Annotated in this window: 22 protein-coding genes and 5 tRNA genes; 9 read left to right on the top strand and 18 right to left on the bottom strand. The window is 64.9% G+C overall.

Annotated elements, in window-relative coordinates:
- Nucleotides 1-927: 927 nt before the first annotated feature.
- Both GOC52_RS07460 and GOC52_RS07455 read right to left on the bottom strand, forming a co-directional pair.
- Nucleotides 928-1,923 carry a hypothetical protein gene (locus tag GOC52_RS07460; protein WP_191851052.1) on the bottom strand — a complete coding sequence of 332 codons (996 nt, stop codon included), beginning with the start codon at nucleotides 1,921-1,923 and terminating at the stop codon, nucleotides 928-930.
- A gap of 6 nt (nucleotides 1,924-1,929) precedes the next feature.
- Nucleotides 1,930-5,529: a hypothetical protein gene (locus GOC52_RS07455; protein ID WP_191851050.1), complete on the bottom strand. Its 3,600-nt coding sequence runs from the start codon at nucleotides 5,527-5,529 to the stop codon at nucleotides 1,930-1,932.
- Between GOC52_RS07455 and GOC52_RS07450 the strand changes: the two genes are divergently transcribed.
- The 6 genes from GOC52_RS07450 to GOC52_RS07425 all read left to right on the top strand — a co-directional run bounded on the left by GOC52_RS07450 (nucleotide 5,528) and on the right by GOC52_RS07425 (nucleotide 7,997).
- Entirely contained in the window at nucleotides 5,528-6,427 is a 900-nt protein-coding gene (locus GOC52_RS07450; RefSeq protein WP_191851048.1) for a hypothetical protein, read from the top strand. The two genes, GOC52_RS07455 and GOC52_RS07450, sit on opposite strands and share 2 nt — an antisense overlap.
- Nucleotides 6,420-6,608 carry a hypothetical protein gene (locus GOC52_RS07445; protein ID WP_191851046.1) on the top strand — a complete coding sequence of 63 codons (189 nt, stop codon included), beginning with the start codon at nucleotides 6,420-6,422 and terminating at the stop codon, nucleotides 6,606-6,608. Before GOC52_RS07450 ends, GOC52_RS07445 begins: the two co-directional genes overlap by 8 nt.
- Nucleotides 6,601-6,828 (top strand): hypothetical protein, encoded by a 228-nt coding sequence (locus tag GOC52_RS07440; protein WP_191851044.1) that lies wholly within the window; start codon nucleotides 6,601-6,603, stop codon nucleotides 6,826-6,828. The genes GOC52_RS07445 and GOC52_RS07440 overlap by 8 nt, the downstream gene beginning before the upstream one ends.
- Entirely contained in the window at nucleotides 6,825-7,073 is a 249-nt protein-coding gene (locus tag GOC52_RS07435) for a hypothetical protein (protein WP_191851042.1), read from the top strand. Before GOC52_RS07440 ends, GOC52_RS07435 begins: the two co-directional genes overlap by 4 nt.
- Nucleotides 7,074-7,470: 397 nt before the next feature.
- Nucleotides 7,471-7,650 (top strand): hypothetical protein, encoded by a 180-nt coding sequence (locus GOC52_RS07430; protein WP_191851040.1) that lies wholly within the window; start codon nucleotides 7,471-7,473, stop codon nucleotides 7,648-7,650.
- Entirely contained in the window at nucleotides 7,647-7,997 is a 351-nt protein-coding gene (locus GOC52_RS07425) for a hypothetical protein (protein WP_191851038.1), read from the top strand. The genes GOC52_RS07430 and GOC52_RS07425 overlap by 4 nt, the downstream gene beginning before the upstream one ends.
- Here the strand turns inward: GOC52_RS07425 and GOC52_RS07420 are convergent.
- The 4 genes from GOC52_RS07420 to GOC52_RS07405 form a co-directional block, all read right to left on the bottom strand.
- Nucleotides 7,985-9,100, bottom strand: coding sequence for a site-specific integrase (locus tag GOC52_RS07420; protein WP_191851036.1), 1,116 nt, complete (start codon nucleotides 9,098-9,100; stop codon nucleotides 7,985-7,987). The genes GOC52_RS07425 and GOC52_RS07420 overlap by 13 nt on opposite strands.
- Nucleotides 9,101-9,261: 161 nt before the next feature.
- Nucleotides 9,262-9,335, bottom strand: a tRNA-Cys gene (locus GOC52_RS07415).
- 66 nt (nucleotides 9,336-9,401) lie between these two features.
- Nucleotides 9,402-9,477: transfer RNA gene (locus GOC52_RS07410), tRNA-Gly, on the bottom strand.
- Nucleotides 9,478-9,619: 142 nt separating this feature from the next.
- Nucleotides 9,620-9,695, bottom strand: a tRNA-Gly gene (locus GOC52_RS07405).
- Between the two features lie 130 nt (nucleotides 9,696-9,825).
- On the opposite strand from GOC52_RS07405, the gene GOC52_RS07400 reads away from it, so the two are divergent.
- Nucleotides 9,826-10,227 (top strand): hypothetical protein, encoded by a 402-nt coding sequence (locus GOC52_RS07400; RefSeq protein WP_010486061.1) that lies wholly within the window; start codon nucleotides 9,826-9,828, stop codon nucleotides 10,225-10,227.
- Complete coding sequence (locus tag GOC52_RS07395) at nucleotides 10,220-10,648, top strand: hypothetical protein (RefSeq protein WP_191851034.1); 429 nt, start codon at nucleotides 10,220-10,222, stop codon at nucleotides 10,646-10,648. The genes GOC52_RS07400 and GOC52_RS07395 overlap by 8 nt, the downstream gene beginning before the upstream one ends.
- A gap of 22 nt (nucleotides 10,649-10,670) precedes the next feature.
- On the opposite strand, the gene GOC52_RS07390 is transcribed toward GOC52_RS07395, so the two are convergent.
- The 4 genes from GOC52_RS07390 to GOC52_RS07375 are packed head-to-tail and all read right to left on the bottom strand — an operon-like array spanning nucleotide 10,671 to nucleotide 14,926.
- Nucleotides 10,671-11,591, bottom strand: a complete 921-nt coding sequence (locus GOC52_RS07390; RefSeq protein ID WP_191851032.1) for an HlyD family secretion protein — start codon at nucleotides 11,589-11,591, stop codon at nucleotides 10,671-10,673.
- Nucleotides 11,588-12,316: an ABC transporter ATP-binding protein gene (locus tag GOC52_RS07385; RefSeq protein WP_010486064.1), complete on the bottom strand. Its 729-nt coding sequence runs from the start codon at nucleotides 12,314-12,316 to the stop codon at nucleotides 11,588-11,590. The genes GOC52_RS07390 and GOC52_RS07385 overlap by 4 nt, the downstream gene beginning before the upstream one ends.
- Nucleotides 12,317-12,326: 10 nt before the next feature.
- Entirely contained in the window at nucleotides 12,327-13,466 is a 1,140-nt protein-coding gene (locus tag GOC52_RS07380) for an ABC transporter permease (protein WP_191851030.1), read from the bottom strand.
- Nucleotides 13,463-14,926, bottom strand: a complete 1,464-nt coding sequence (locus GOC52_RS07375; protein WP_191851028.1) for an efflux transporter outer membrane subunit — start codon at nucleotides 14,924-14,926, stop codon at nucleotides 13,463-13,465. The genes GOC52_RS07380 and GOC52_RS07375 overlap by 4 nt, the downstream gene beginning before the upstream one ends.
- Before the next feature lie 190 nt (nucleotides 14,927-15,116).
- Here GOC52_RS07375 and GOC52_RS07370 point away from each other — a divergent pair, with 190 nt between their 5' ends.
- On the top strand, nucleotides 15,117-15,464 hold the full coding sequence (locus GOC52_RS07370) for a hypothetical protein (protein ID WP_238794426.1): 348 nt from the start codon (nucleotides 15,117-15,119) through the stop codon (nucleotides 15,462-15,464).
- 67 nt (nucleotides 15,465-15,531) lie between these two features.
- Here the strand turns inward: GOC52_RS07370 and GOC52_RS07365 are convergent.
- From GOC52_RS07365 to kdsB, 8 genes are all read right to left on the bottom strand, one after another.
- A tRNA-Gly gene (locus GOC52_RS07365) sits at nucleotides 15,532-15,607 on the bottom strand.
- A gap of 115 nt (nucleotides 15,608-15,722) precedes the next feature.
- Complete coding sequence (locus GOC52_RS07360) at nucleotides 15,723-16,829, bottom strand: NAD(P)/FAD-dependent oxidoreductase (protein WP_191851026.1); 1,107 nt, start codon at nucleotides 16,827-16,829, stop codon at nucleotides 15,723-15,725.
- Nucleotides 16,830-16,967: 138 nt separating this feature from the next.
- Nucleotides 16,968-17,043, bottom strand: a tRNA-Gly gene (locus GOC52_RS07355).
- Between the two features lie 114 nt (nucleotides 17,044-17,157).
- The gene (gene pgsA, locus GOC52_RS07350) at nucleotides 17,158-17,784 is read right to left on the bottom strand and encodes a CDP-diacylglycerol--glycerol-3-phosphate 3-phosphatidyltransferase (RefSeq protein WP_191851024.1); all 627 of its coding nucleotides are present in this window, start codon (nucleotides 17,782-17,784) and stop codon (nucleotides 17,158-17,160) included.
- Between the two features lie 18 nt (nucleotides 17,785-17,802).
- Nucleotides 17,803-19,647, bottom strand: coding sequence for an excinuclease ABC subunit UvrC (gene uvrC / locus GOC52_RS07345; protein ID WP_010486074.1), 1,845 nt, complete (start codon nucleotides 19,645-19,647; stop codon nucleotides 17,803-17,805).
- Nucleotides 19,644-21,056 (bottom strand): hypothetical protein, encoded by a 1,413-nt coding sequence (locus GOC52_RS07340; protein ID WP_191851022.1) that lies wholly within the window; start codon nucleotides 21,054-21,056, stop codon nucleotides 19,644-19,646. Before GOC52_RS07340 ends, uvrC begins: the two co-directional genes overlap by 4 nt.
- A complete protein-coding gene (locus tag GOC52_RS07335; RefSeq protein ID WP_019337178.1) occupies nucleotides 21,053-21,541 on the bottom strand; it encodes a low molecular weight protein-tyrosine-phosphatase in 489 nt (162 codons plus the stop codon). Before GOC52_RS07335 ends, GOC52_RS07340 begins: the two co-directional genes overlap by 4 nt.
- The gene (gene kdsB / locus GOC52_RS07330; RefSeq protein WP_019337177.1) at nucleotides 21,538-22,311 is read right to left on the bottom strand and encodes a 3-deoxy-manno-octulosonate cytidylyltransferase; all 774 of its coding nucleotides are present in this window, start codon (nucleotides 22,309-22,311) and stop codon (nucleotides 21,538-21,540) included. Before kdsB ends, GOC52_RS07335 begins: the two co-directional genes overlap by 4 nt.
- Between the last annotated feature and the right edge of the window lie 17 nt (nucleotides 22,312-22,328).

Here is a 22,328-nt window from a genome sequence, read left to right as displayed (position 1 = left end):
CCCCAAGGAACTCGCCGCGCAGCGCCCCAGGGCAACCGGGAGGCCCTTCGGCTGGCAACTGGATTTGCCCACGCTATCAAGTGGCCGGCACTAGCCGGGGTCAGCCGACTACCCCACTGCAAACGGCGAGAGGTCCGCTCGGCCGCAAGCCCGCGAGCAGGCAACGTGGTCAATCGCCTCACGCTGTGCATCGAAGAGTGCCACGCGTACAGTGCTTGGCACCCTGCAAGCGGAAGGGGATCCCACCCCGCTCGCCACTTGCCCCCAACCAGGGCCATGCCGGTTCGCCACACAAACCCCGTCTCTCCGTGGATCAAACCGCTCATTCCCCAACCGACAGAGATCTCTCGCCGAACTCGAGACGATTCAACCCAGCACTGGCGGACAGCCATATCGACTGCGGCTGAGCGTTGCCACTGGATCGAAGAAAGGCGGCCAAGCCGCCCCGCAGGCGCCCAGGCAATTGCAGCAGCCTGCCGAATTCCCCGGATGACAGGTTCCGGAGCATCGTCGTCCCAGTACACCCCAAGATTGAGTCCAGCGCGTCGCGCATCCGCCTCGACGAAGGGACCCAAATTAAGTCGCAGACGCAAAGGAGTAGGATCGGTCATCAGCTTTCGGCGTAGGGCTGAACCCAATCCTGAATCGCGGAGTTGACCTCACCTGTCGCGTCTATTCCGACCACCATGTAGCGATGGTTAGGAGACAGTCCGCTGACCAACCACTCCCCAGCACCGCTACTAAGGACCTGAGCGCAGCAGACGAGCGTGCTTCGTTCCAGCACAAGCACTCGCCCTCGGAAAGGCTGGTTCATCTTTCGAAGGCGCCCATCGCTGCCAGTCTGATCTGGTGGCAATCCACCGATGACCCCTCGCCCACAGAATTCTGGCGGGCGCGATACCCTCATAAAAAAGCCCTGCGCATTCATCATTCCCATGCTCCACTTATGCGAATGAGTAGCGCACCACGCCATCGCGCATCGACTTCGATGTTGCATGCACGGTTGATTCGAACAACAAGAACTCGATCCGTCACAGTTCCATCGAGCCCCTCAATGATCATGCCGTCCGGGAGACTGTCGATGATCCCGATCTGTTGCATTGGCGCGAGCGCCCCAGGAAGCTCACCGCGCGGAAACCAAGCTCCGTTTACAAACCTAACGGACTCGTAGAGGAGCCCCATGGTCGAGCCACTCGGGTAGGCACCGGTACCAGAACCACCGAACTGAAGTCTTCCGCGAAGAATCCCAAAGAAATTGCATGGCACCGCACCGATCGCAAGAGTATGCGACCTGGCAACATACAAGCCGCATGAGCTTTCAATTGGAGAGAAGGTGTAGTCCTCCCAGCTCAACGAATAAGCGCTTTCCACATACCCACCATTCCACTCCTGCGGATCAACGCACGCAATGACGAATCCATGCATATCGCCAGGCTTGTAGCTAATGCAATCACCGGCAAACCAACTAAAAAAGCTACCTGCGTTGCGTGTGTCGATGAACAGGTAGATAAATCGTTCGTTGGCAACAACTCGCCAGCGGCGAGAAGTTCCATCCAAAGTTATCGACTTCGGCAGAAGCACGCCATTGGATTTCTGAGCAGCAGCGGGCACAGGGTTATTGCCTGATGACGCGGAGGTCATCGACTGATAGCCACGCGCAAAGCCATGTCGGGCGTTCCCCACGGTTGCGGAGTCATCAATGCGGAGGAAGTACCCGCTGCCGCTGACCAAACTTCCTCGGTACGCACGCACGTTCAGAGCGCTGAACTCACGGGTCCATCCCGCTCCAGTCTTCCTCGATGCCCCCACGCCATACCCATCCACGAGAACGGCATCTAACAGCGCGACCAGGCTGCCAACCTGGCCAGTAAGCTGCGGTGCTCCCGGATCGGTGCTTTCGTAAACGGTTGGTACAAGACTCATAGATGATTACTCGCTTGGAATATTGCCGATGACCTGAAAACGGGTGGAGTCAGTTGCACCCTCCGGCGTACCCGGGAGCGTCGTACGCATCATCCAAATGGGTGCCAAGCCACCGACGGTGTTAAAGCGAACAACGTTGTTCGTAGACCACCCAGTTCCCCACCCCTCCTTCTTCATCACGAAGTACGGCTGCCCGGTGCGAGGATTGATGGGTGCGAGATCGGTGGTGGTGTTTCCGGCAGAAATCGTGCCGACCGTCTCGCCGATCACCTCAAACTGGGTTGCACTGGTAAACCGCACCGCCCAACGCTCAGTGATCGCGTCCTTGTTCGTCACGGCGAGCGGATAGTCCGTGTCGTTGTAGGTGCCGGGCGCAACACTGCCGCTCGGGGAATCGGCCCACACGTTGCTCCATGCGGCCTGGTCGAACAGACTCACCACACGCGCCTGCAGGTCCAGCGACCCGTTGGCCTCGCCCAAGCGCAGTGCGGTGCTGATCATCGCCTCCCCCACGGGATAGTCGTGCGTCAGGGAGGTGTTGATCTCGATTTCCCCGGTGATCTGAGGCTGAACCACCAAGCGCCGGTCCTCGACGCGCTCACTGATCGTCAGCGGTAGCGTGTACGCGGCCAGGTTCAGCGGGTCACTGAAGCGCAGATTGCCAACGTCCAGATCCGCCGTGAACCATGCGGCGTCGACCGGACGTCCGGCCGCGTCACGTACTTCGATGCCTGCAATCCTGCCGCGACCAAAGGTGACGAGCTGTCCCGCTTGTGGCGACGGCACCACGTGCTTTGCCGTGTGGTGGATCAGCACGGTCTGTCCCGGCTTGAACGCTGGCGCACGGCCGTCGCTGGGCAGACGCACAGACGACAAGCCGATCACGACCTCCGACAGTGGGATCGATCGATACACGACCGCGCCCATGTAGATCGTGCCCGGCAGTACGAGCGTCGGCCTCCAGACCTGATCCCCCTCCACCTGATCGGGATCGAACCAGGGCTTGCCCTCATTCCCGGCCACGGGTACCAGCTGGCCGAACTGAACCTTGACCACGCCACTTTCCCAATCGACCTTGCCACGAATTTCCGCAGCTGATAGCACGCCGTTAATGTCTGCAGTCACCGTGAGCAGCTCACCGTCGATACGGGTCGCGCGCAGCGTGAACATGCCTGGCCGCAGTGGTGAACCTGGCGCACGGAAAAAGCTGACCGCCACGCCCGGATCGGCGATCCGTGTCAGGAGGGATTGGATCTGGACACTGTTCGCGCCGCCTGCCAGCCACTGCACCAGGTTCACCACACCTGCGGCGTAGTCGATCGTCCCTGCGTAGATGCCCGAACCAGTGGTGGGATCGATGGAGTGATACAGCCCGCCGCTACGGTCAACGTAGGTGCGCCCACGGAATGCGAAGCGGACGCTACCCGGAACGATGCTGTCGCTGATCGTCGGGGTGAGCTGCAGCTGGACCGCAGGCAGCGGCATGACTTCCTGCGCAGATTGGGCGGCTTCGCCGGCGAGCATCCAACCGGCTGAAACGATACTGCCGGCGGAGAACTGCGCCAGCACGTCCAGGCGCTCGTAGCCAACCACCTTCAGACGCCCGGAGCGGATCTCGTACACGGGATAGGAAACCTGACGGACCATGAACTTCCCTGCCTGCAGCGAGACCGCGCCAGTGCTGTAGTTCACAGCACCCAGCACAGTGCTGAAGACCGTGTCCCCAACCGAAACCCCGACCAGGTTGCCTGCGCCATCATCCTTGGCGATGACCCGCATCGCCTGAGGCGCCGACGACAGGTCATCGCGATCGCGCCGCACACTCACAAGCCAGTCGAGAAGCACTGTGCCTTGCCTCACCGGTCCCTGGGGCAGGGTGAACGAGACGATCCCGGCCGAGTCCGGAACAGGTTGCGGCGCCGCGTGGAGCGGCTGCCCCCAGTCATAGGCAATCGAGAGCTGGCTATCCGCATCAGGCAGATTCAGCGGTCGGAGCGAGATCTCGCCGGTCGAGTAGCTGATCTGTCCACGGACCTGCCCGCCGATCAGCAAGCCGCCGTTCCCGTTGTCGGTGACCGCCACATTGGCGCCGCCAACTCGCAGCGTCAGCTGCACCGTCCCGGGAACCGCCGAGCCCTCTCCCAGCACAAAGCGGAGCGCCGGCGGCAGGATAGCAGTATCGCCGACCCGGGCTTCCGCGATGATTGGCGTGCCCCAGTTGGAGATGATGCTGCTCTTCAGATCCGGCAGCGCGCCGGCGGTTACCACGACAGAGCCAGTCTGGTAATTGATGGTTCCGGTACCTTGGCCGGGCTTGCCGAGCAGGCGGCCGCGGCCGTTGTCGGTGAGCCTGATCCAGCGCCCCAGGGCGCGATAGTCGACTACTACCGTACCCGGGGCCGGCAGCGGGGTCAGCTGGAACAGCCAGACCATGCCCTGGTTGTTCTGCGTCACCTCAATCTCGTCGGTGAAGCCCTGCATGGGGATGGAGCCCGCCGGGGACGCAGTGATGCTGACACTGGTACTGCCTACGCCGCTCGCGTGCGTCAACGCTACGACCCCGCTCTGATAGTCGACCGTACCGCTCCAGGGCGTCGCCACGGCGGAAGCGAGCCCGCCCGTACCGTCGTCGGTGAGTTCGACACTGCCTGCAACCACCCTTACTGCGCCCACTACCAACCCAGTACCGAGGTATCGGCTGACCGGCACGCCAGCAGCAAAGCTGGCACTGAAGTTCTGGCCGAGGCTGCCGGCAGGGCCGGACGGGACCTGGCTGATGGTGCCCATGCCGGCCAGGACATCACTGACCGGGGTTTCGGCCGTGGAGGTGGGAACGATGGAGACGTACGGGGTATCGACCTGCACAGCCAGATCGCCAGGCTTCCCAGCGACGGTGAGGCGCTTGACGCTGTGATAGCTCGTCGCCTCCACCACGTTGGTCTCGTAGATCCTGGTCGGGGGCTTGGTGGCCGAGTAACGCACCACTTCTTGGCCGTAGAAATCACGCAGCAACGCGTTCACCAGCTCGATCACCAAGACATCCCGCTCAAATGCCCCTTGGTCATCGGTAAAAGTCCGTGTCGTACGGGAAAGCACGCCTTTGACCCGCACGTACTGCTCGGCCGGATCATGCCCGGAGCTGGCGAGCGTCAGCAGCGAGAAGTTGTCATTGATGTCGGGGCTCGGCGCGTCCTTCATCGCGTAGACCTGGATCGTCATCTGGCCGCTGAAGTGGTTGCCGAGCAGCACAAAGCGGGACTCCGTGCCGCGCGTGATGTAGCTCTCCACGCGGTTCTTGGCATCAAGGCGCACGTCACTGTAGGAGCCCGTCGCAAACATCGTGACGGTCACGCGCGGGTCTGCGGGCGGATCGATCAACACAGCGATCGCGTCCTTCAGGACGTCCGGTGCGGGCGTATCCACATGCACAAACATCTTGCGGAGAGTAGTTCGGCCGGTAGTCCGCTCTTCATCACCGATATCCGGGAACAGGTTGTTCATCGCCCCGTCAACGATTTCGGTCTGAACCATGCGGCCACCGCCGTCAGGGTTATCGGTCAAACGCTGCGACTGCCGCAGCTTGATATCGGTAGCAAGAATCGTCATGGATTACACCGTCATGAGGCGAAGGGTGATGGAGAAGAGATCCGCATCAAGCGCGGGGACAGCAAAGCGGGTGAGGCTGAACCGAGAACCTCGCGCCCATCGATGGGACGACGTGGGCGAACGCTGTCTCGATTGTGGCGACAAGGACTGGATGGGTGGCCCGTGCAGCGGTCCGCACCACCCCTCCCCAGGCAGCAAGGGAGGTGCGTGGGCCATTAAGCTGGCCCGCGAGTCGGCGCTCGGCCACTGCAACGACCACGCCTACCTGCCGCAGACGCGCGAAGAGACCAACAGTTGGCAGCCGCATGACTGGGTGGTTGCAGCGATTCAGACCGCATTGCTCTCCGCCCAGCCCTCCCCGAGTGGCCAGGATGTGTTGGACTGCATCGGGCGGATCGAGGAAGCGATTGAGTTCCGCGTACCGCACGACATTTATGCCGCTGTTCACGGCGAGCTGGCCGAACTGAAAGCAGCACTCGCCGCCCGCCAGCCGGTGAAGCAGCCAGTGATCTGGGTCAGTCCCGGCCAGCTGGCGGCTCACAAGGACCGCGTGCCTGGTGACGGCGGCGCGTACTTGCCGGCACGCTTCACGCGCGACGGACAGTTCACCAAGCCGCTCTACGCCACCCCAACCGCGCAGGCCGTGGACTTGGCACCTGCCTCGATCCCCGACACGCCGGAAGTGCGCGACATTCTCGGCCGTCCCAACTTCTGGTGCAGCCCGTGGGCGAACGTCCTGCGCAGGCGCGGCGATGTAATTCCCTGCAAGGCCGAAGAGGAACAGGCAGCGGTGATTCGGTTCATGCTCAATTACTACCTCGCACATGGCGCAGGGTGGGCCGAGGCCGCTGAAGCTGAGATTCAGGCGATCCGCTACCAGGTGTTGCGCAATGACTGACAACGAAACCCGTGTGTACCTTTTCGTGGACCAGCGGTCGGGGAAGGAAGTCACGGTAGGGATCACTGTTGACTGGGACGAGCTGGCAAAGGAACTGGGCTTCCGCGCACTGAAGGCTAAAGGCGGCAAAGCCGTGTCGCTCCATGGCGCAGTGGAAGGCAAGGTGGTTCGCAATGGCTGACACCATCAACCTTCGCTGCCCGAAGTGCCGCAAGGCCGGAGAAGACCAGCGGCGAGACACCGATTACCCCGAGACGCACACGGTGGAGATCATCTGCCAGGACTGCGACGACGGCGACTTTCACAGCGAGCAGCACTTCGATGCTGCCGGGCGTCACATCACGCGCGACCCCGAACAGACCGCGCCGGTCTTCAACGACAGCCAGGCAGTGGGCAAATGATCCTGACCAATCTCACCATCAGGCTGGAAGAGTACGGCCCGAACAAGGGCAAGCACAGTGGCAAGGCCACATTCTCCGGAGAGGCTGGAACCGTCATCCTCAACCTCAACGATCACCACATCGAGGAGATCTTTCGCACTTGTGCCGAGAGCATCGTCGAGACGTCGAAGGCTGCTGCGCGGCACCTCACGCACAAGGTTATTGAGCACCAGAAAGGCGTCGAAAACCAGGCGATTGGAAAATGAGCGCACCGATCAGGATCACGCCAAAAGACGTCGGGGGCAGCTGGAAATGCCCTACTTGCCGAAAAGCACATACGGTAAGCATCTACGTTGCCCTGCATATGCAGGAGGGACTGGATCACCAATGCCCGTGCGGTCATCGCTCGATTGTTCAGAACTGGAAAGTAGTCCCCGGAGGCGAGCGTGGCTAATCAATCTTCCAACGTTGATCCTGTCCGCACGGTGGTCAATGCGAAGTTCATTGCGAGCCCCGGAGTGTCCGTGCTTGAGGGTCGCTTCCAGTGCGAACTGGACTGCGGCCACATCGTCATCCGTCCCGGAGAGCATGTGCGCGGCACCAGGTTCTCCGTTAGGGCGCCACAGAGCGCGGCGTGCAGCCAATGCAAGAAGGAGTCCGCCCATGGCTGAGCGAAAGCCGTACGGCCGCACTGGCGACGACATGGATCTGCCTGAAGGAAAGACCTGCGGCGACTGCGTGCATTACCGGCGCTGCACGGCAATGTTCGGCCACATTCCTGCCGATGAAAGCTGTGACTGGTCGCCATCCCGTTACCGCGATGCAGAAAGGAGCAATCCTTGAGCGCTAAGCGACAGCAGATCATGGACGACCTTGACGACACCATGGGCCTCGAAGGCGCGGCAAGGATGCTGCGGCTCGGCCTGGAAGCGATGAAAGACCTGGTGGACAGGGGCCAGGTGCCAGCCGTGCGCCTGAATCAGAAGCACACGGTCATGCTGCGTGAGGACCTGATCGACTTCCTGCGCTCGGAAGGGCGCAGGCAAGCTGCTGAGCGAAAGAAGTCGGCGATCGGCACCCAGCCTGCAGCCAACTCACCCACACCTGGGCCGACAAGACGTGCGAGCAAGTCGCGTCGCACCAAGCTGCCCGACCTCCGCGCCTACGAGCAGGCCGATCACCAGAGCTGATCGGCCAAATCAGAAGCGCGGAGGTTGGCGTACCGCTTCAACTGTCGCGGATCGCGATGCCCAGTGATTTTCGCTATCTGGATGTCCGTCAGCGAGGTCCTTTCGTACAGCCGGCTTGTCGCTTCGTGGCGCAAATCATGGAAGCCGAGATCCGCGCACCCGGCCGCAACGAAGATGCGCTCGAACTGGCGCGACAGCTTACTCGATACACGCCGCAGGGCCAGCGGGCTACGCTCGCCGGCCCAGAATGGCAGCAGCCGCCCATCGTAGTCACCCTCATACACGGCAAGCTTCGCCAGCAGAACTGAGGTCATGGGTACCTGACGCTTGCTCCCGTTCTTGGTCTTGTCCAAGAAGATCGTGCGCTGCGCCACATCGAGCTGGCTGCGCTCGAGCGTATAGATCTCGCGCATGCGCATGGCTGTTTCCAGCGCCATGTCGAACATCAGTATCAACGCCTCCTGCTGTGGCAGGTCGAGCGGCCGCTGCCGCCCCGGTGGCTTGGCGCCGGCCAGGATCTCGCGGATGCGTTCTTCCTCACCAGGTTCCAGACGGCGATCGCGCTCCTGGTCAGCTTTCGCCTCCCCATCTATGCGCTTCACGGCGATCTTGTCATCAGCTGTGTACGTCGAATAACCCCGAGGCAGGAGTCGCAGTGGATTCATTGGCAGTGCGCCATGGGCAGCCAGCCAATCCAAGGCACGCGAGAGTGCCCCCACGTAGTGCCGGATCGTTGAAGGCGCAAGGTTCTGCTCGCGCTTCATGGTGGTGACCCACTCTGTCGCCCAAGTGAAGGTCAGCTGCGGCAAGGTGATGCCAATAGGCAACCGCGAGAGCAGGACGGGAAGCAGCTGCTCGTCATCGACAGAAATGTGCTGCGCGCTCCGATACTCCGTCACCTGGCTGCGCAGGTCCTTCGCCGCCGCCTTGGTGTTTGCCAGCTCCTCCGGCACCACCCCACGGTCGAGCAGCGCCTCAAGGCGACGCACATACTCGTCGCCTTCCGCCTCCGAGGCAAAGCTCAGGTAGACCGGCTGGGGCAGCAGCCCCGCCCGCTTGATCGTGTACTGCCAGGAGTCGCCCCGGCGTCGCTTGGTTGCCATCCCTGCTCAAACTCACGTAAACGCACTCGGCACATGTTAACGCGAGTTTGCCACCCGAAAACGGGTGGCAGACCGATGATTTTGGGGGCGAATCAGGGGATTTCGGCCTCGCGTGCCGAACGCCAGGCAAAGAAAAAGCCCTGATAAATCAGGGCTTTATTTGGAGGCCTCAAGCGGAATCGAACCGCTGTAAACGGATTTGCAATCCGGTGCATAGCCACTCTGCCATGAGGCCAACGTACTTCACGCCAGGAACGTAGCCCTGACAAGACAAAACCCCAAGATGGGGCCTGTCGGAACATGGAGCGGGAAACGAGACTCGAACTCGCGACCTCAACCTTGGCAAGGTTGCGCTCTACCAACTGAGCTATTCCCGCGTAAGCCGACATGCTACCGGAAATCCGGAAAACACACCAGCGATTTCACTTTTCTGACTGCGCGTAAAGCCTTGTGGCCCAACGTGCCCCGCCTTGCCATGGCGGGAGAAAAACAAGGCCCCTACCGGGGCCCTGTAGAATCTGGAGCGGGAAACGAGACTCGAACTCGCGACCTCAACCTTGGCAAGGTTGCGCTCTACCAACTGAGCTATTCCCGCAGATTCCGTTCGACCTGCGTCGAAGGAGCGCTATTGTGTCCAAATTCCTTCACGCCGTCAACAGTCTTCACACCATGCGGTCACAGGCGTCCGCACTGAGGTACGCTGCCCCGCCCAGCCCCTTGCGCCCATGCTCCTTCGCGGCTCGCCCCTGTTGATCGCCCTGCTGCTGCATCTGCTGGTGGCCCTGCTGTACTGGGCACTGATACCACTGGGAATGAACGGGTATCGCGACCATTTCGGCTTCACTTCCCATCGGGACATCGGCCTGGGCATCGCCCAGTTTTATCTGTTCTGGATGTTCATTGGCGCGCAGCCGCTGATCGCAGTGCTGCGGCCGCTCTTCGCCAAGCTGCTGGTGCTGGCCATTCCCTTGGCATTCGCAACCTGGACACTGATGCACAACCACCCGCTGCGTCTGCTGTACTTCACGGTCGGGCCCGGCCTGCTGGCACTGGCCGCGATCGCCATATCCGTGCGCCATGCATCACGTAGCCACTTGCCCACCACCACGGGCACCGCCGATGCCTAGACGCTACGTCCGCCTGTTCTGGCTGCTGGTCGCGCTCACATGGCTGGCGCTGATCGCCGCGCTGGTCAATGCCGGCTTCACTCCGGACTACTGGCTGCTGCATCGTCTGGAAGGCGCCGAGCTGCCCTACCCGACCAGCACCGTCATCGTGTTCGCGTTGCTGGGTACGGTTGAACTGGTGGTGGCCGCCTTGATCGTGCGGCCGTGGCGACTGAAACGACTGTGGCTGCGCCTGTTGATCGCCTTCGTTCTGCTGCTGGCGTGGTCGGTACCGTGGATGCTGTCGGCCATGCACCAGCCGCCGGTGCATGGCATGCACCTGCTGTGGTTGCTGCTGCTGGACGTGGGCCTGCTACTGGCGCTGTGCGCGGTGTCGGCGGTGAGCGCGTGGCGGGCACTCAGGCATCGAAAGGGCCCATAGACGGCCCCACCCAACGCCAGGCCTACTTCAGGAACTCCACCCGCACGTGCTGGCCGAAGCGCGCCTTGGCTTGCCCGTCGAACTCCAGCACGCACTCCACCACCTTGGCCACGCCACGCCCTGCGTCTTCAGGCAGGCGCGCCTGCGCGAACACCGGGCTGATGCGCACCACGCGTGCCGGCGGCAGCGTGCCGGTGTTCTCGGCGCCATCGCTGTCCGGCACGACGGTAGCCTTCATGCCCACCTGCACGGCATCGGCATAGGCGGCGCTCAGTTCGGCACGCACCTGCAGCGGACGCGCCGGCAACAGCGAGATCGCCGGCTTGCCGGCCTGCACGAATGCGCCAAGGCCCGGTACCTGGCCGACCACGGTGCCGGCTTCCGGTGCGCTCAACGACATCTGCTGCAGTTTCAGCCTGGCGTGTTCCAGCTTGTGTTGGGCCATGTCGACCTGCGCACCGGCCACGTCGACGTCGGCGCGCACACCGGCCAACTGCTGCTTGGCCGCATCGGCCTGCTGGTTCGAGGACACACCTTCGCTGGCGCCCGTGGACAGGCGGGTGGCGTTGCGCTCCAGTTCGCGCAGCTGCACTTGGCTGCCTTTCAGGCGGTCATTGGCCAACGCCAGATCGGCGGTGGCCATTGCCACTTCCTGCTGCAGCAGGGCGCCATCCAGCGACAGCAGCAGCTGCCCCTTCTTCACCGTGGCACCTTCCTTCACCGGTGCGGCAGTGATCGAGCCATCCACCGGCGGCGCCAGTGCGATCAGCCCGCCTTCGACGTCAATGATGCCCCGCGCTACGGCGACCTTGCTGGCGACGGCAGTGTCCGCCTTGCCTGAGGGTGCAGATGCCGGGGTGGGCGCCTCCCTGGAGCAGGCACCGAGCAGCAATGCCGCCGACAGGGCCAGGCTGAGGGGAAGCAGGTGCGACATCTTGGTCATGGGGCGGACTCTACAGTTTGATTCTGGCGGCGGTCACCACGGACCATGCCGTCTTCCATGGCGATCACCCGATCGGCATGCCGGATCAGGCGCGGATCGTGGCTCACGCACAGCACGGTGGCGCCATGCGCACGTGCGTAGCGATGCAGGATGTCGATCACGCGCTGGCCGTTCTCGGCGTCCAGCGCGCTGGTGGGTTCGTCGGCGAAGATCAGCGTCGGCGACTTGGCGAAGGCGCGGGCAACGGCTACACGCTGCTTCTCACCGCCGGACAACTGCGCCGGTCGCATGTGGCTGCGATGGCTGAGGCCCACTTCTTCCAGCGCCTTGCGGGCCAGCGGCTCGCTTTCGCGATTGCTCATCCCGCGGTAGCCCAGCGGCAGCTGCACCTGCTCCAGCGCAGTCAGTGCCGGGAACAGATTGAAGCCCTGGAACACGAAGCCGACATGATGCAGGCGGAAGCGCTCCACTTCGCTGCGGCTCATGTGGCCCACATCGTGGCCGAGTGCGTGCACGCGACCGCCATCGGGCGATGACAGGCCGGACAGCAGCGACAGCAGCGTGCTCTTGCCGCAACCCGACGGGCCCGATACCAGGGTCAGCTCGCCGGGGTAGATGTCCAGCGACAGCCCGCGCAACACCGGCACCTGCACGTCGCCGGACATGAAGCCCTTTTCAAGTGCATCGGCCTGCAGGGTCGGGGCGACGGCGCGCAAGGAAGTCATTGGCCGGTCCTCAACGCAGCAGCAACGATGGATCGGAGCGGACGACACTGCGTACCGCCATGATGCTGGAGAGCATGGCCATCACCGCAACCAGCGCCACGCAGCCGAGGATCACCATCGGTGTCAGCTGCACCGGAACGCGCTGGGTCTGCGCGATCAACAGCACCACGGTGCTGAAGGCCGCCGCCAGCAACATACCCACGCCGCCGATCAGCAAGGCCTGCTCGAACACCACCCGCGCCAGCGCATAGCGGCCTGCACCGAGTGCATTGAGCGTGGCGTACTCACGCACCGAGCCGGCCACCACAGAGGCGAACGACTGGTTGGTGATCACCGCGCCGACGAAGCAGACGATGACGGCCATGAACAACACCGCGATGCCGGCGCCGGTATCGAACAGCCAGTACTGCTGCGAGCGGCTGGCGAACTCCGGCGCGGTCCAGAACTCGACCGGCGTGGCCCGGCCCATCGACGCGGACAAGCGGTCACGCACGCGATCGGCCAGGTCCGGCGAGCGCAGGCCCGCCACGAAATAGGTGCTGCCCTCATGTGGGTCGGTACCGGCGATGGCGCGCGCGGTGTCGAGTGAGGCCAGCACGTTTACGCCCCCCAGGCCACGCAGGCCCGGTTGCGCGGCAACCACGCGCACGGCCTTGCCATTGATCCAGGCACGGTTGTTCTGCAGGTCCACGCCGAGCGTATCCAGATCGGCGCTGTCGACGATCACCGCACCCGGCTCGCGCAGCTGCGCGCGCAGATCGGCCGGCAGGATGCGAGCGAACATCATCGCGTCGTCGCGGGTGGAAATGCCGGACAGGTATACCGACACATTGCCGGTGCCCTGCGCACTGGAACGCCATTCGCCATCAACCCACTCGTAGGATTCGACGCGGGTGACATCCGGATCCATGCGCAGGTGGCTTTCCACATCCGCGCTGATCGCATGACCGTAGTTGACACTCTGGGTGCCGGGGAAACCGGCCCAGATGTCGGCCGACGATGCCTTCACATAGATCGCGGCGGTACCGAAGATGCCCAGCACCAGTGCGGCCTGCACGATCAGCAGCACGCCGGCGAAACACATCGCCAGCACCACCGGCAGGAACCGGCGCCACTCATAGGCCAGGGTCTTGCGGGCCAGCGCGATCATTGCTGCTCGCCCTCCCCCTCGACCGGCAGCGGTGCGCCGCCGAGGGCACGGTAGAGCGACGCAAAGGCCAGCACGCGTGCACCCTGCGCGCCGATCAGGTCGGCCTGCGAGGCGAGTGCCGCACGCTGCGTGTCCAGCCCATCGAACTCGCTGGACAAACCCAGCTGCACCTGCCGCGCCTGGCGCTTGACCTGCTGGTCGGCGGCATCATTGGCCACACGCAGCGACTGGATGCTGCTGCCCTGGCGCGCCAGGCTGCCGAGCGCACCTTCCACTTCGCTCACGCCTTCCAGCACCGCCTTGCGGTAACCGAGCAATGCGGCGTCCAGCTGCTTCTCATCGGCCTGGAAGCGCGCGCGGCGTTGACCCCAGTCCCACAGCGGAATATCGACGTACGGGCCGATCGACGGACTGGAATCGGAATTGGAGCGGGCGTTCTGGGTAAGGTTGTAGGCATACAGGATGGAGCCGCCAAGGCTGACCCGCGGATACATCGCGGCGCGTGCCGAACCCTTGCTGGCCGCAGCCTGCATCACCTCCGACTCGGCCAACAGGATCTGCGGACGATGGCGCAACAGATCCGCAGGAACCTGCTGCAGCGAGAACGTGCCCAGCCTCGGCGGCGTGCGATACGCGCGCCAGGCCGGATCCGGGCCGTCACGGCCCAGCAGCAATGCCAGCGCGCGAGCCGCGTTGTCGGCGTTTTCCCGAGCCTGTGCGATGGCGGCACGGGTGGCGGCCTGGCGTGCACGCAGGCGGTCCAGCTCGCCGGGCTCATCCAGGCGCAGGCGCTGGCGGACCAGGGCCAGTTGTTCACCGCGGTCGTCCACGGTCTGCTGCCGGGCCAGCAGGTCCTGCTGGGCCTGTGCCACGGTCAGGTCCAGATAGCTGCGCACCACGTCGGCAATCACCGCCACCTGTGCGGCATTGCGCAGCGCCTCGGCGTTGCCGGCCGAGGCCTGCGCGCTCAGCTGCGCGCTTTCGGCGGCGCCGAACAGGCCCAGGTCCCAGATCGCTTCGATGCCGGCATGGAAGTAGGTATCGACGGCGGCGGCGTCCTGCACCTGCTTGGCGCTGGCCGAGATTTCCGGCAGGAAACGCGAGTCGGAGGTGCCGGCGACGATCCGCACGGCCTGCAGCCGCAGCGTGGCCTGCTGCAGGTCGAGGTTGCCTGCGATGGCCTGGTCCACCAGTCCGTCCAGCGCCGGGTCGGCCAGCACCTTCCACCACTGCCTGGCGTCCACCGCCACACCCTGCCCCTGCGGCACCTGGGTCCAGGCGCTGGGTGTGCGATCCGGCAGGTCCGGGACGGACACCGACATGCAACCCGCCAAGGCCAGGGTTGCCAACAACGCGCCGGGGCGCAGCACTGCCTGCAGGGAGAGTCCACGCCCTGTCCTGGGCACTGCCACTGAAGTGATACGCCTGACCACCAGCCCGCCAACGTGTAGAAGGAGCATGAAGGCTACCGTGCGATTGTGGAGCGAACATGGAGAAATCGTCCGAAAAAGGTCACAGCACGCGTGCGGTTCAGGCAACGCCGACCCAGCCTTTCACTACGCTTTCAATGCGTTCCCAGCACGGAACACTGGACGACTTTCACGGCGTATTGCACATTGCGGCAATTCCTTGCTTCAATGCTGCCCGACCGTGAAACACCCTCGCCGCTGGCTGCTGATTGGCTCGATCACGACAGCGACTGTCGGTGTGATCGTGCTCGTCCTGACCACCCCACTGGTCTCGAACGCCCTGCTGCTACTGATGGAGCGCAGCAACTTCATTCCCGCCGAATCCTCGATCCTCACCTTCGAGCCGTATGCGATCAACGACGGCTCGTCGAACTACTGGTTGTATGGGAAGGACCGCACCTACTACTACCACTTCACCTACGAAGATGACGTTCCCTACGTCTACATTCCGCAGGACAACCGCTGCCCCGGTTTCGACCGGCAGAATGCCCGGACCTGGTGCAGTGCCCTGCCCGGCAAGGCACGCTAGCGCGTCGGTGGTGCAACCGGTGTGACAAACGAAAAACGCCCCCTTGCGGGAGCGTTTTTCTAGAATCTGGAGCGGGAAACGAGACTCGAACTCGCGACCTCAACCTTGGCAAGGTTGCGCTCTACCAACTGAGCTATTCCCGCAGATTTCGTTCGACCTGCGTCGAAGGAGCGCTATTGTGTCGATATTGCTGCACGGCGTCAACAGGAATTTTCACCTGAAGTGAAGGGCGGCGTTCAGGCCTCCAGGACCAATACCTCAGGTCCGCAGGCCACGGCGGTGGAAGTAGACCTGCTCGGCAATGCGCCGCGTGGCCGCCGTGTGCAGCAGCGCGTTGAGCGGCCAGTCGACCTGCAGATGATCCATCGCCCAGCGCAGCAGGCGCTTTCCATGGAATGCCGGCGCCACCTGCCGCGCCACCCGTTCCGCTTCCGGCCCCTGCCCACGCAGATGGCGGGCCATCGCCTCGCCGACCGCCCAGCCATGCCGCCACGAGGAGTGGATGCCCCCGGCGGAGAGCGGCGAGACGATGCCCGCCGCGTCGCCGGTCAGGATCACGCGTTGGCCGGTAATCGGCCCATCCGGCCGGCCGCAGGGCACCAGTCCGGCGCGGGTGGCCGAGGGACGCGCCGAAGGCGGAATGCCGACCCCATCGCGCACGTGGCCGAGGAAACCTTCAATATCCGGCGGCCGCACCTGTTGCGGGTCATGACGCAACGCCAACCCGACCTGCAGGCCGGTCGGATTCTGCGCGACCCAGCCGATGTAACCCGGCGCGTAGCGCTTGCTGACGAAGCAATGCAGCGCGTCGCCCTGCGCGACATGCAGGCCGGCGAACTCACGTTCGACGCCGTAGAGGTTGTCACGCACCTGGCCGAGCCCAGTGCGCTGTGCCACACGTGAGCGTGCGCCATCAGCGCCAACCAGATAGGCACACCGCCCCGCCCCATCCACCAGCCAGCCGTCACCATTGCGATGTGCATCGGTGAAGGACTGCTGCAGGCGCAGGTCGACACCGTTCGCGCGCAGCTCGCTGGCCAGCCAGCGCATCAGGTTCGGCGTATCGGTGGTGAGGAAGTAGTAGCCGGGCGCGGCCAGCAACACGCTGCACAGATTCGGCGCATACAGGCGCACGTTTGCGACGCGTTGCACGAGATGTTCGGGCATGCGCCCCAGCCAGGTCTGCTCCATCGCCTCTTTCACCACGATGCCGGTGGTGTGCAGGCGCTCGCCGGGGTCGGCCTTGCGTTCCAGCACGCAGACGCGCAGGCCGTACTGGGCAGCGGCCAATGCGCAGGCGGCACCGGCGAAGCTGGCGCCGACGATGACCACATCGTGGTCGTAGGCGGAGGGAGTGTGGGGCATTGCTGCATCGTCCTGGAGGAACACAGATGCAGCTTCGAACGGGTGCGTGGTGACGCGATGGGGTGGCGGTGAAGTGGGGATGAAGCGGGCTCTACGCAAACGAAAAACGCCCCCTTACGGGAGCGTTTTTCTTGAATCTGGAGCGGGAAACGAGACTCGAACTCGCGACCTCAACCTTGGCAAGGTTGCGCTCTACCAACTGAGCTATTCCCGCTTGGGAGGCGAAATTTTACCTATTCCAAGGATGCCGTCAAGCGCTTTTTTCAGGGTCTGCGAGGTGCCCGGCGTCGCGTATCCGCGCCATGCGTGGATACGCGCATCGATGGGGTCAGTTGCCCAGCTTCTTCTGCCGCGAGCGCTCGCGTGCGGCGCGCTCGTCTTCGCGCAGGCTCGGCCAGGCGGCGTGCAGGTACTGCAGGCCCGACCACAGGGTCAGCACCGCGGCAATCGCCAGGGTCCAGTCGCCGATGTGGAACACCGGCCAGCCCATCCAGATGTCTTCCACCGGCACGTTGGGGGCCACCGAATACAGCAGGCACAGCAGCGCGACCATCTGCGCGGTGGTCTTGACCTTGCCGATCATCGCCACGCGTACCTTCGCGCGCTGGCCCAGTTCGGCCATCCATTCGCGCAGCGCCGACACCGCGATCTCGCGGCCGACGATGACCGCCGCCCAGAACGCCATCCACGGCGTCGGGTGGCCCTGCACGATCAGGAACAGTGCCACTGCCACCATCAGCTTGTCCGCGACCGGGTCGAGGAAGGCGCCGAATGCCGACTCCAACTGGTAGCGGCGGGCGATCCAGCCATCGAGCCAGTCGGTGATCGCGGCCAGGCCGAAGATCGCCGCCGAAGCGAGGTTGGTCCAGGTGTAGGGCAGGTAGAACACCAGCACCAGCACCGGGATCATCACGATCCGCAACAACGTCAGCCAGGTGGGCAGGGTCAACTTCATGCTTGCGTGCTTCTCTCTCTACTCGGCCGCATCAGGCGTGGCCAACCCGTGCAGGTTAGCGTAGATACGTGCCGCGAGGGCGTCATTGATGCCTTCCACCTTGGCGATTTCCGCTTCGCCAGCGGCTTTCAGGCCGACCAGGCCACCAAAATGCTTGAGCAGGCTGGCGCGGCGGCGCGGCCCAATACCGGGGATGTCCTCCAGCTTGCTGGTCATCCGCGCCTTCTGGCGGCGGCCGCGATGGCCGGTGATGGCGAAACGGTGCGCCTCGTCGCGCACCTGCTGGATGAACTGCAGCGCCGGGTTGGCCGCGCCGGGGCGCAGCTCGCGGCCGTCGGGCATCACCAGCGCCTCGTGGCCGGCGCGGCGCTCCACGCCCTTGGCCACGCCCACCAGCAGTACGCCCTCCACGCCCAGGTCGGCCAGTGCGGCCTGCGCCTGTGCCAGCTGGCCGGCGCCGCCGTCGATCAGCAGCACATCCGGCAGCACGCCCTGCTCTTCCACCGCGCGGCGGAAACGGCGGTCGATGGCCTGGCGCATGGCGGCATAGTCGTCGCCCGGCTCGATGCCGCTGATGTTGAAACGGCGGTACTGCGCGCGCACCGGACCGGCGGCGTCGAACACCACGCATGAGGCCACGGTGGCCTCGCCCAAGGTGTGGCTGATGTCGAAACACTCGACCCGCTTGACCGGCTCGGCCAGGCCCAGCATGTCGCGCAGTGCATCGCTGCGCGCGTGCTGCGCGTTGCGGCTGTTGAGCTCGGTGGCCAAGGTCAGCTGCGCGTTGCGACTGGCCAGCTCCACATAGCCGGCACGCTCGCCGCGCACGTTCCACTTCAACTGCACCTTGCGCTCGGCCGAGGCGGACAGCGCGGCGACCAGCAGGTCGGCGTCGGGAATCTCGCGATCCAGCAGGATCTCGCGCGGTGGCTCGAATTCGATGTAGTACTGCGAGACGAACGCGGCCAGCACTTCCTCCGGGCTCTCCTCACCGTTGGTGCGCGGGAAGAATGGGCGGGTGCCGAGATTGCGGCCATCGCGGAAGGCCAGCAGCAGCACGCAGGCCTGAGACCCCTGCATGGCCACCGCCAGCACGTCCAGATCCGCGGCGCGGCCGTCCACGTACTGACGGGTCTGCATGCTGCGCAGCGAGGAGATCAGGTCGCGCAGGCGCGCGGCCTGCTCGAACTCCAGCGCCTCGCTGGCGGCCTGCATCTGCTCGCCCAGCTCGCGGGTCAGTTCGTCGCTCTTGCCTTCCAGGAAGAGCGCAGCGCGGCGCACCGACTCGGCGTAGTCCGGCGCCGGTACCAGCTCCACGCAGGGCGCGCTGCAGCGGCCGATCTGGTACTGCAGGCACGGCCGCGAGCGGTTGCGGAACACGCTGTCTTCGCAGCTGCGCAGCTTGAACAGCTTGTGCATCAGGTTCAGCGTTTCGCGCACCGCGGTCACGCCGGGATAGGGCCCGAAATAGCGACCGGGAATGGCGCGCGGGCCGCGATGCAGGGCGATGCGCGGCCAGTCCTCGCGGGTCAGCAGCACATGCGGATAGGTCTTGTCGTCGCGCAGCGAGACGTTGTAACGCGGCGACAGCGACTTGATCAGCTGGTTTTCCAGCAGCAACGCCTCGGCTTCCGAGCGCGTCACGGTCACGTCCATGCGCGTGATCTGCGAGATCATCGACATGATCCGTGCGTTCTTCGGGCTGCCGTTGAAATAGCTGCCGACGCGGTTGCGCAGCGCACGGGCCTTGCCGACGTACAGCAGGGTGTCGTCCGCCGCGTACATGCGGTACACGCCGGGAGCGGTGCTGAGCTGGGCCGCGAAGGCCTTGCCGTCGAAGACCGGAGCGGGAACGTCGGTCATTCGCTGATCGGCACTTCGCTGAGCACGCCGCTGTCGGGATCGAAGCGCAGCACGGCATGGGCGTCGGTCTCGGCGATCCACACCGCACCTGCGCCCACCGCCAGTCCAGCCGGGCCATGCAGGCGGCGCGGCAGCGGCTGGGTGGTCAGTTCGCCACCGCCCAGGCGCAGCGTGCGCAGGCGACCGTTGCCGGTATCGGCAATCCACAGCAGCGGGGCGTCCGAGCTCAAGGCGATCGCCTGGGGGAACTGCAGGCTGGCCTGCGCACGCGGGCCGTCTTCACTGCCGAAGCGCCACGGCCCCTGCCCGACCAGCGTCTGCACCAGGTCGCCGCGCAGTTGCAGCGCGCGGATCGAGGAACCCAGCGCATCGGCCACGTACAGCACCTGCTGCACCACGGCCAGCGCGGTTGGCTGGGCAAAGGCAGCCAGATGGCCGCTGCCATCCCGCTCGTCAATGGAACCACTGCCCGCGCGCCATTGCAGGCTGCGCTGGCCCAAGTGGTAGCTCCAGATGCGGTTGTCGCCGGCCATGGCGATGTGCAGCTGGTTGTCGGCGATGGCCAGGCCGACCGGATGGTCCAGCGAGACCTGCCGGGCCTGCGCGACCGGACCTTCCACCGGCGCACCGGGGCGGCCATTGCCGCACAGCGTGTCGACGATGCCGGTCAGCAGGTTGATGCGGCGCACGGCGTGGTTGCCGGTATCGGCCACGTACAGCGCATCGCGCTCCAGCACCAGCGCCTGCGGGCGGTGGAACGCCGCTTCGGCGAGGTTGCCGTCCATGAAATCGGCGGTGCCGAGGCCGAACTGGCGCAGGATGCGGCCACCATGGCTGCATTCGAGGATGCGGTGATGGCCGCTGTCGGCGATGTACAGGCGTTCGGTGCTGACCGCCAGTCCCTGCGGGAAGCGCAGGGACTGGCGCGGTTCCGGATGCAGTTCGCTGCCGCCGCGCGGCGGCGCCGACGGTGCGCCTTCGCACAGTGCGTTCAAGGCACGCTCCAGTTCGCCGGGCGCGCCCTGGCCGACCAGCCGCTGCTGTTCGCGGCCCTGCGCATCCAGCAGCACCAGGGTTGGCCAGGCGGTGATGCCGAAGCGGCGCCAGCCATCCCAGTCGGCATCAAGCAGGACCGGCATCGTCAGGCCCTGGCGACGCAACAGCTTCAGTGCTGCACCGGCGTCGCGTTCGAAGTCGAAGCGCGGCACCTGCAGCACCAGCGGCTGCAGCTTGCCTGGGTGGCGCGACAGCCATTGGCCAAACTCGGCCAGGCGTTGCGCGCTCCAGGCGGAGGCGGCGTTGACGAACAACAGCGCCACCGGCCGACCGCGCAGTTCGGTCAGGGTGCAGGGGGTGGCATTGAGCCAGGTGGCGAACTCGGGCAGGTCCGGGACGGGCTGGACGTTCATGGCCCGATTATGCCGGAGTCGGCGTCATGCAACAGTCGTGCCACGGCACGTTTTGCAGCATTGTCGACCAATGTCCAGACCTGTTCGAAATGATCACTGCCGCCGGTGTAGGGATCCGGGATCGCCACCCGGCCCTCTCCGCCCGACCATGGCAGGTACAGTGCCAGGCGTTCGCGCTGGGCCGGTGTGGCGATACGGCCGGCATCACGCAGGTTGGCCTCGTCGGCGCACAGGATCCAGTCGAAACGTTCGAAATCCACAGCCTGCAGCTGGCGTGCACGCAGGCCGCCGATGTCCACGCCGTGCCCGGCCGCGCAGGCGATCGCACGCCGGTCCGGCGGCTCGCCCACATGCCAGTCGCCGGTGCCGGCCGAATCCACCTGCACCCGCCCGGCCAGCGGCGAGGCCTCCAGGCGTGCGCGCAGCGCACCTTCGGCCATCGGCGAACGGCAGATGTTGCCGAGGCAGACGACCAGCAGCTTCATCGTGCCGCCAGCGTCTGCAGCAGTGCTTCGGCGCGCTCCAGGTCCTCGGGCGTGTCGATGCCGGGTGGGAACGGCTCCGGCGAGATCGCCACGCTGATCGGGAAGCCCGCTTCCAGCACGCGCAGCTGTTCCAGCGATTCGACCTGCTCCAGCTGGCCCGGCGGCATCGCCGCGAACTGCTGCAGGAAGCCGGCGCGGTAGCCGTAGATGCCGATATGGCGCAGCCAGTTGTGACCAGCCGGCAACGTGTCGCGGCTGCGCGCAAAGCCATCGCGGTGCCACGCGATCGGCGCGCGGCTGAAGTACATCGCCTCGTTGCGCACGTTGCGCACCAGCTTCACCACGTTCGGATCGAACAGGGTTTCTGCATCCTCCACGGCGGTCGCCAGGGTCGACATCGGCGCATTGCCGTCAACCAGCGCCTGGGCCACCGCACGGATACCCGCAGCGGGTGCAAACGGCTCGTCGCCCTGCAGGTTGACCACCACGGTGTCATCGGCCCAGCCGGCGATGCGCGCGCACTCGGCCAGGCGGTCGGTGCCGGAGGCATGCGAGGTGGCGGTCATTGCCACCTTCACTTCGGCCAGGCCGGACAGTGCGTCGGCAATGCGTTGATCGTCGGTAGCGACCCAGACCTCGCCGGCACCGGCCTGCAGCGCGCGGCGCGCCACATGCAGCACCAGCGGCTCACCGCCCAGCAGGCGCAGCGGCTTGCCCGGCAGCCGCGAGGCGGCATAGCGGGCCGGGATGGCGACGACGAATTCGGTCATGGGGCGGTACTCGGCAG

This window comes from Stenotrophomonas sp. SXG-1 (genome assembly GCF_014083965.1).
GTDB lineage: Bacteria > Pseudomonadota > Gammaproteobacteria > Xanthomonadales > Xanthomonadaceae > Stenotrophomonas > Stenotrophomonas geniculata.
The sequence above is the reverse complement of the archived record's forward strand: the minus strand, read 5'-3'. Positions and strand labels throughout refer to the sequence as shown.

Excerpts from the sequence above, each read along its gene's own strand:
- GOC52_RS07460 (WP_191851052.1), bottom strand. The coding sequence starts at position 1,923 with ATGAGTCTTGTACCAACCGTTTACGAAAGCACCGATCCGGGAGCACCG.
- GOC52_RS07450 (WP_191851048.1), top strand. The coding sequence starts at position 5,528 with ATGGATTACACCGTCATGAGGCGAAGGGTGATGGAGAAGAGATCCGCA.
- GOC52_RS07455 (WP_191851050.1), bottom strand. The coding sequence starts at position 5,529 with ATGACGATTCTTGCTACCGATATCAAGCTGCGGCAGTCGCAGCGTTTG.
- GOC52_RS07445 (WP_191851046.1), top strand. The coding sequence starts at position 6,420 with ATGACTGACAACGAAACCCGTGTGTACCTTTTCGTGGACCAGCGGTCG.
- GOC52_RS07440 (WP_191851044.1), top strand. The coding sequence starts at position 6,601 with ATGGCTGACACCATCAACCTTCGCTGCCCGAAGTGCCGCAAGGCCGGA.
- GOC52_RS07435 (WP_191851042.1), top strand. The coding sequence starts at position 6,825 with ATGATCCTGACCAATCTCACCATCAGGCTGGAAGAGTACGGCCCGAAC.
- GOC52_RS07430 (WP_191851040.1), top strand. The coding sequence starts at position 7,471 with ATGGCTGAGCGAAAGCCGTACGGCCGCACTGGCGACGACATGGATCTG.
- GOC52_RS07420 (WP_191851036.1), bottom strand. The coding sequence starts at position 9,100 with ATGGCAACCAAGCGACGCCGGGGCGACTCCTGGCAGTACACGATCAAG.
- GOC52_RS07400 (WP_010486061.1), top strand. The coding sequence starts at position 9,826 with ATGCTCCTTCGCGGCTCGCCCCTGTTGATCGCCCTGCTGCTGCATCTG.
- GOC52_RS07395 (WP_191851034.1), top strand. The coding sequence starts at position 10,220 with ATGCCTAGACGCTACGTCCGCCTGTTCTGGCTGCTGGTCGCGCTCACA.
- GOC52_RS07390 (WP_191851032.1), bottom strand. The coding sequence starts at position 11,591 with ATGACCAAGATGTCGCACCTGCTTCCCCTCAGCCTGGCCCTGTCGGCG.
- GOC52_RS07385 (WP_010486064.1), bottom strand. The coding sequence starts at position 12,316 with ATGACTTCCTTGCGCGCCGTCGCCCCGACCCTGCAGGCCGATGCACTT.
- GOC52_RS07380 (WP_191851030.1), bottom strand. The coding sequence starts at position 13,466 with ATGATCGCGCTGGCCCGCAAGACCCTGGCCTATGAGTGGCGCCGGTTC.
- GOC52_RS07375 (WP_191851028.1), bottom strand. The coding sequence starts at position 14,926 with ATGCTCCTTCTACACGTTGGCGGGCTGGTGGTCAGGCGTATCACTTCA.
- GOC52_RS07360 (WP_191851026.1), bottom strand. The coding sequence starts at position 16,829 with ATGCCCCACACTCCCTCCGCCTACGACCACGATGTGGTCATCGTCGGC.
- pgsA (WP_191851024.1), bottom strand. The coding sequence starts at position 17,784 with ATGAAGTTGACCCTGCCCACCTGGCTGACGTTGTTGCGGATCGTGATG.
- uvrC (WP_010486074.1), bottom strand. The coding sequence starts at position 19,647 with ATGACCGACGTTCCCGCTCCGGTCTTCGACGGCAAGGCCTTCGCGGCC.
- GOC52_RS07340 (WP_191851022.1), bottom strand. The coding sequence starts at position 21,056 with ATGAACGTCCAGCCCGTCCCGGACCTGCCCGAGTTCGCCACCTGGCTC.
- GOC52_RS07335 (WP_019337178.1), bottom strand. The coding sequence starts at position 21,541 with ATGAAGCTGCTGGTCGTCTGCCTCGGCAACATCTGCCGTTCGCCGATG.
- kdsB (WP_019337177.1), bottom strand. The coding sequence starts at position 22,311 with ATGACCGAATTCGTCGTCGCCATCCCGGCCCGCTATGCCGCCTCGCGG.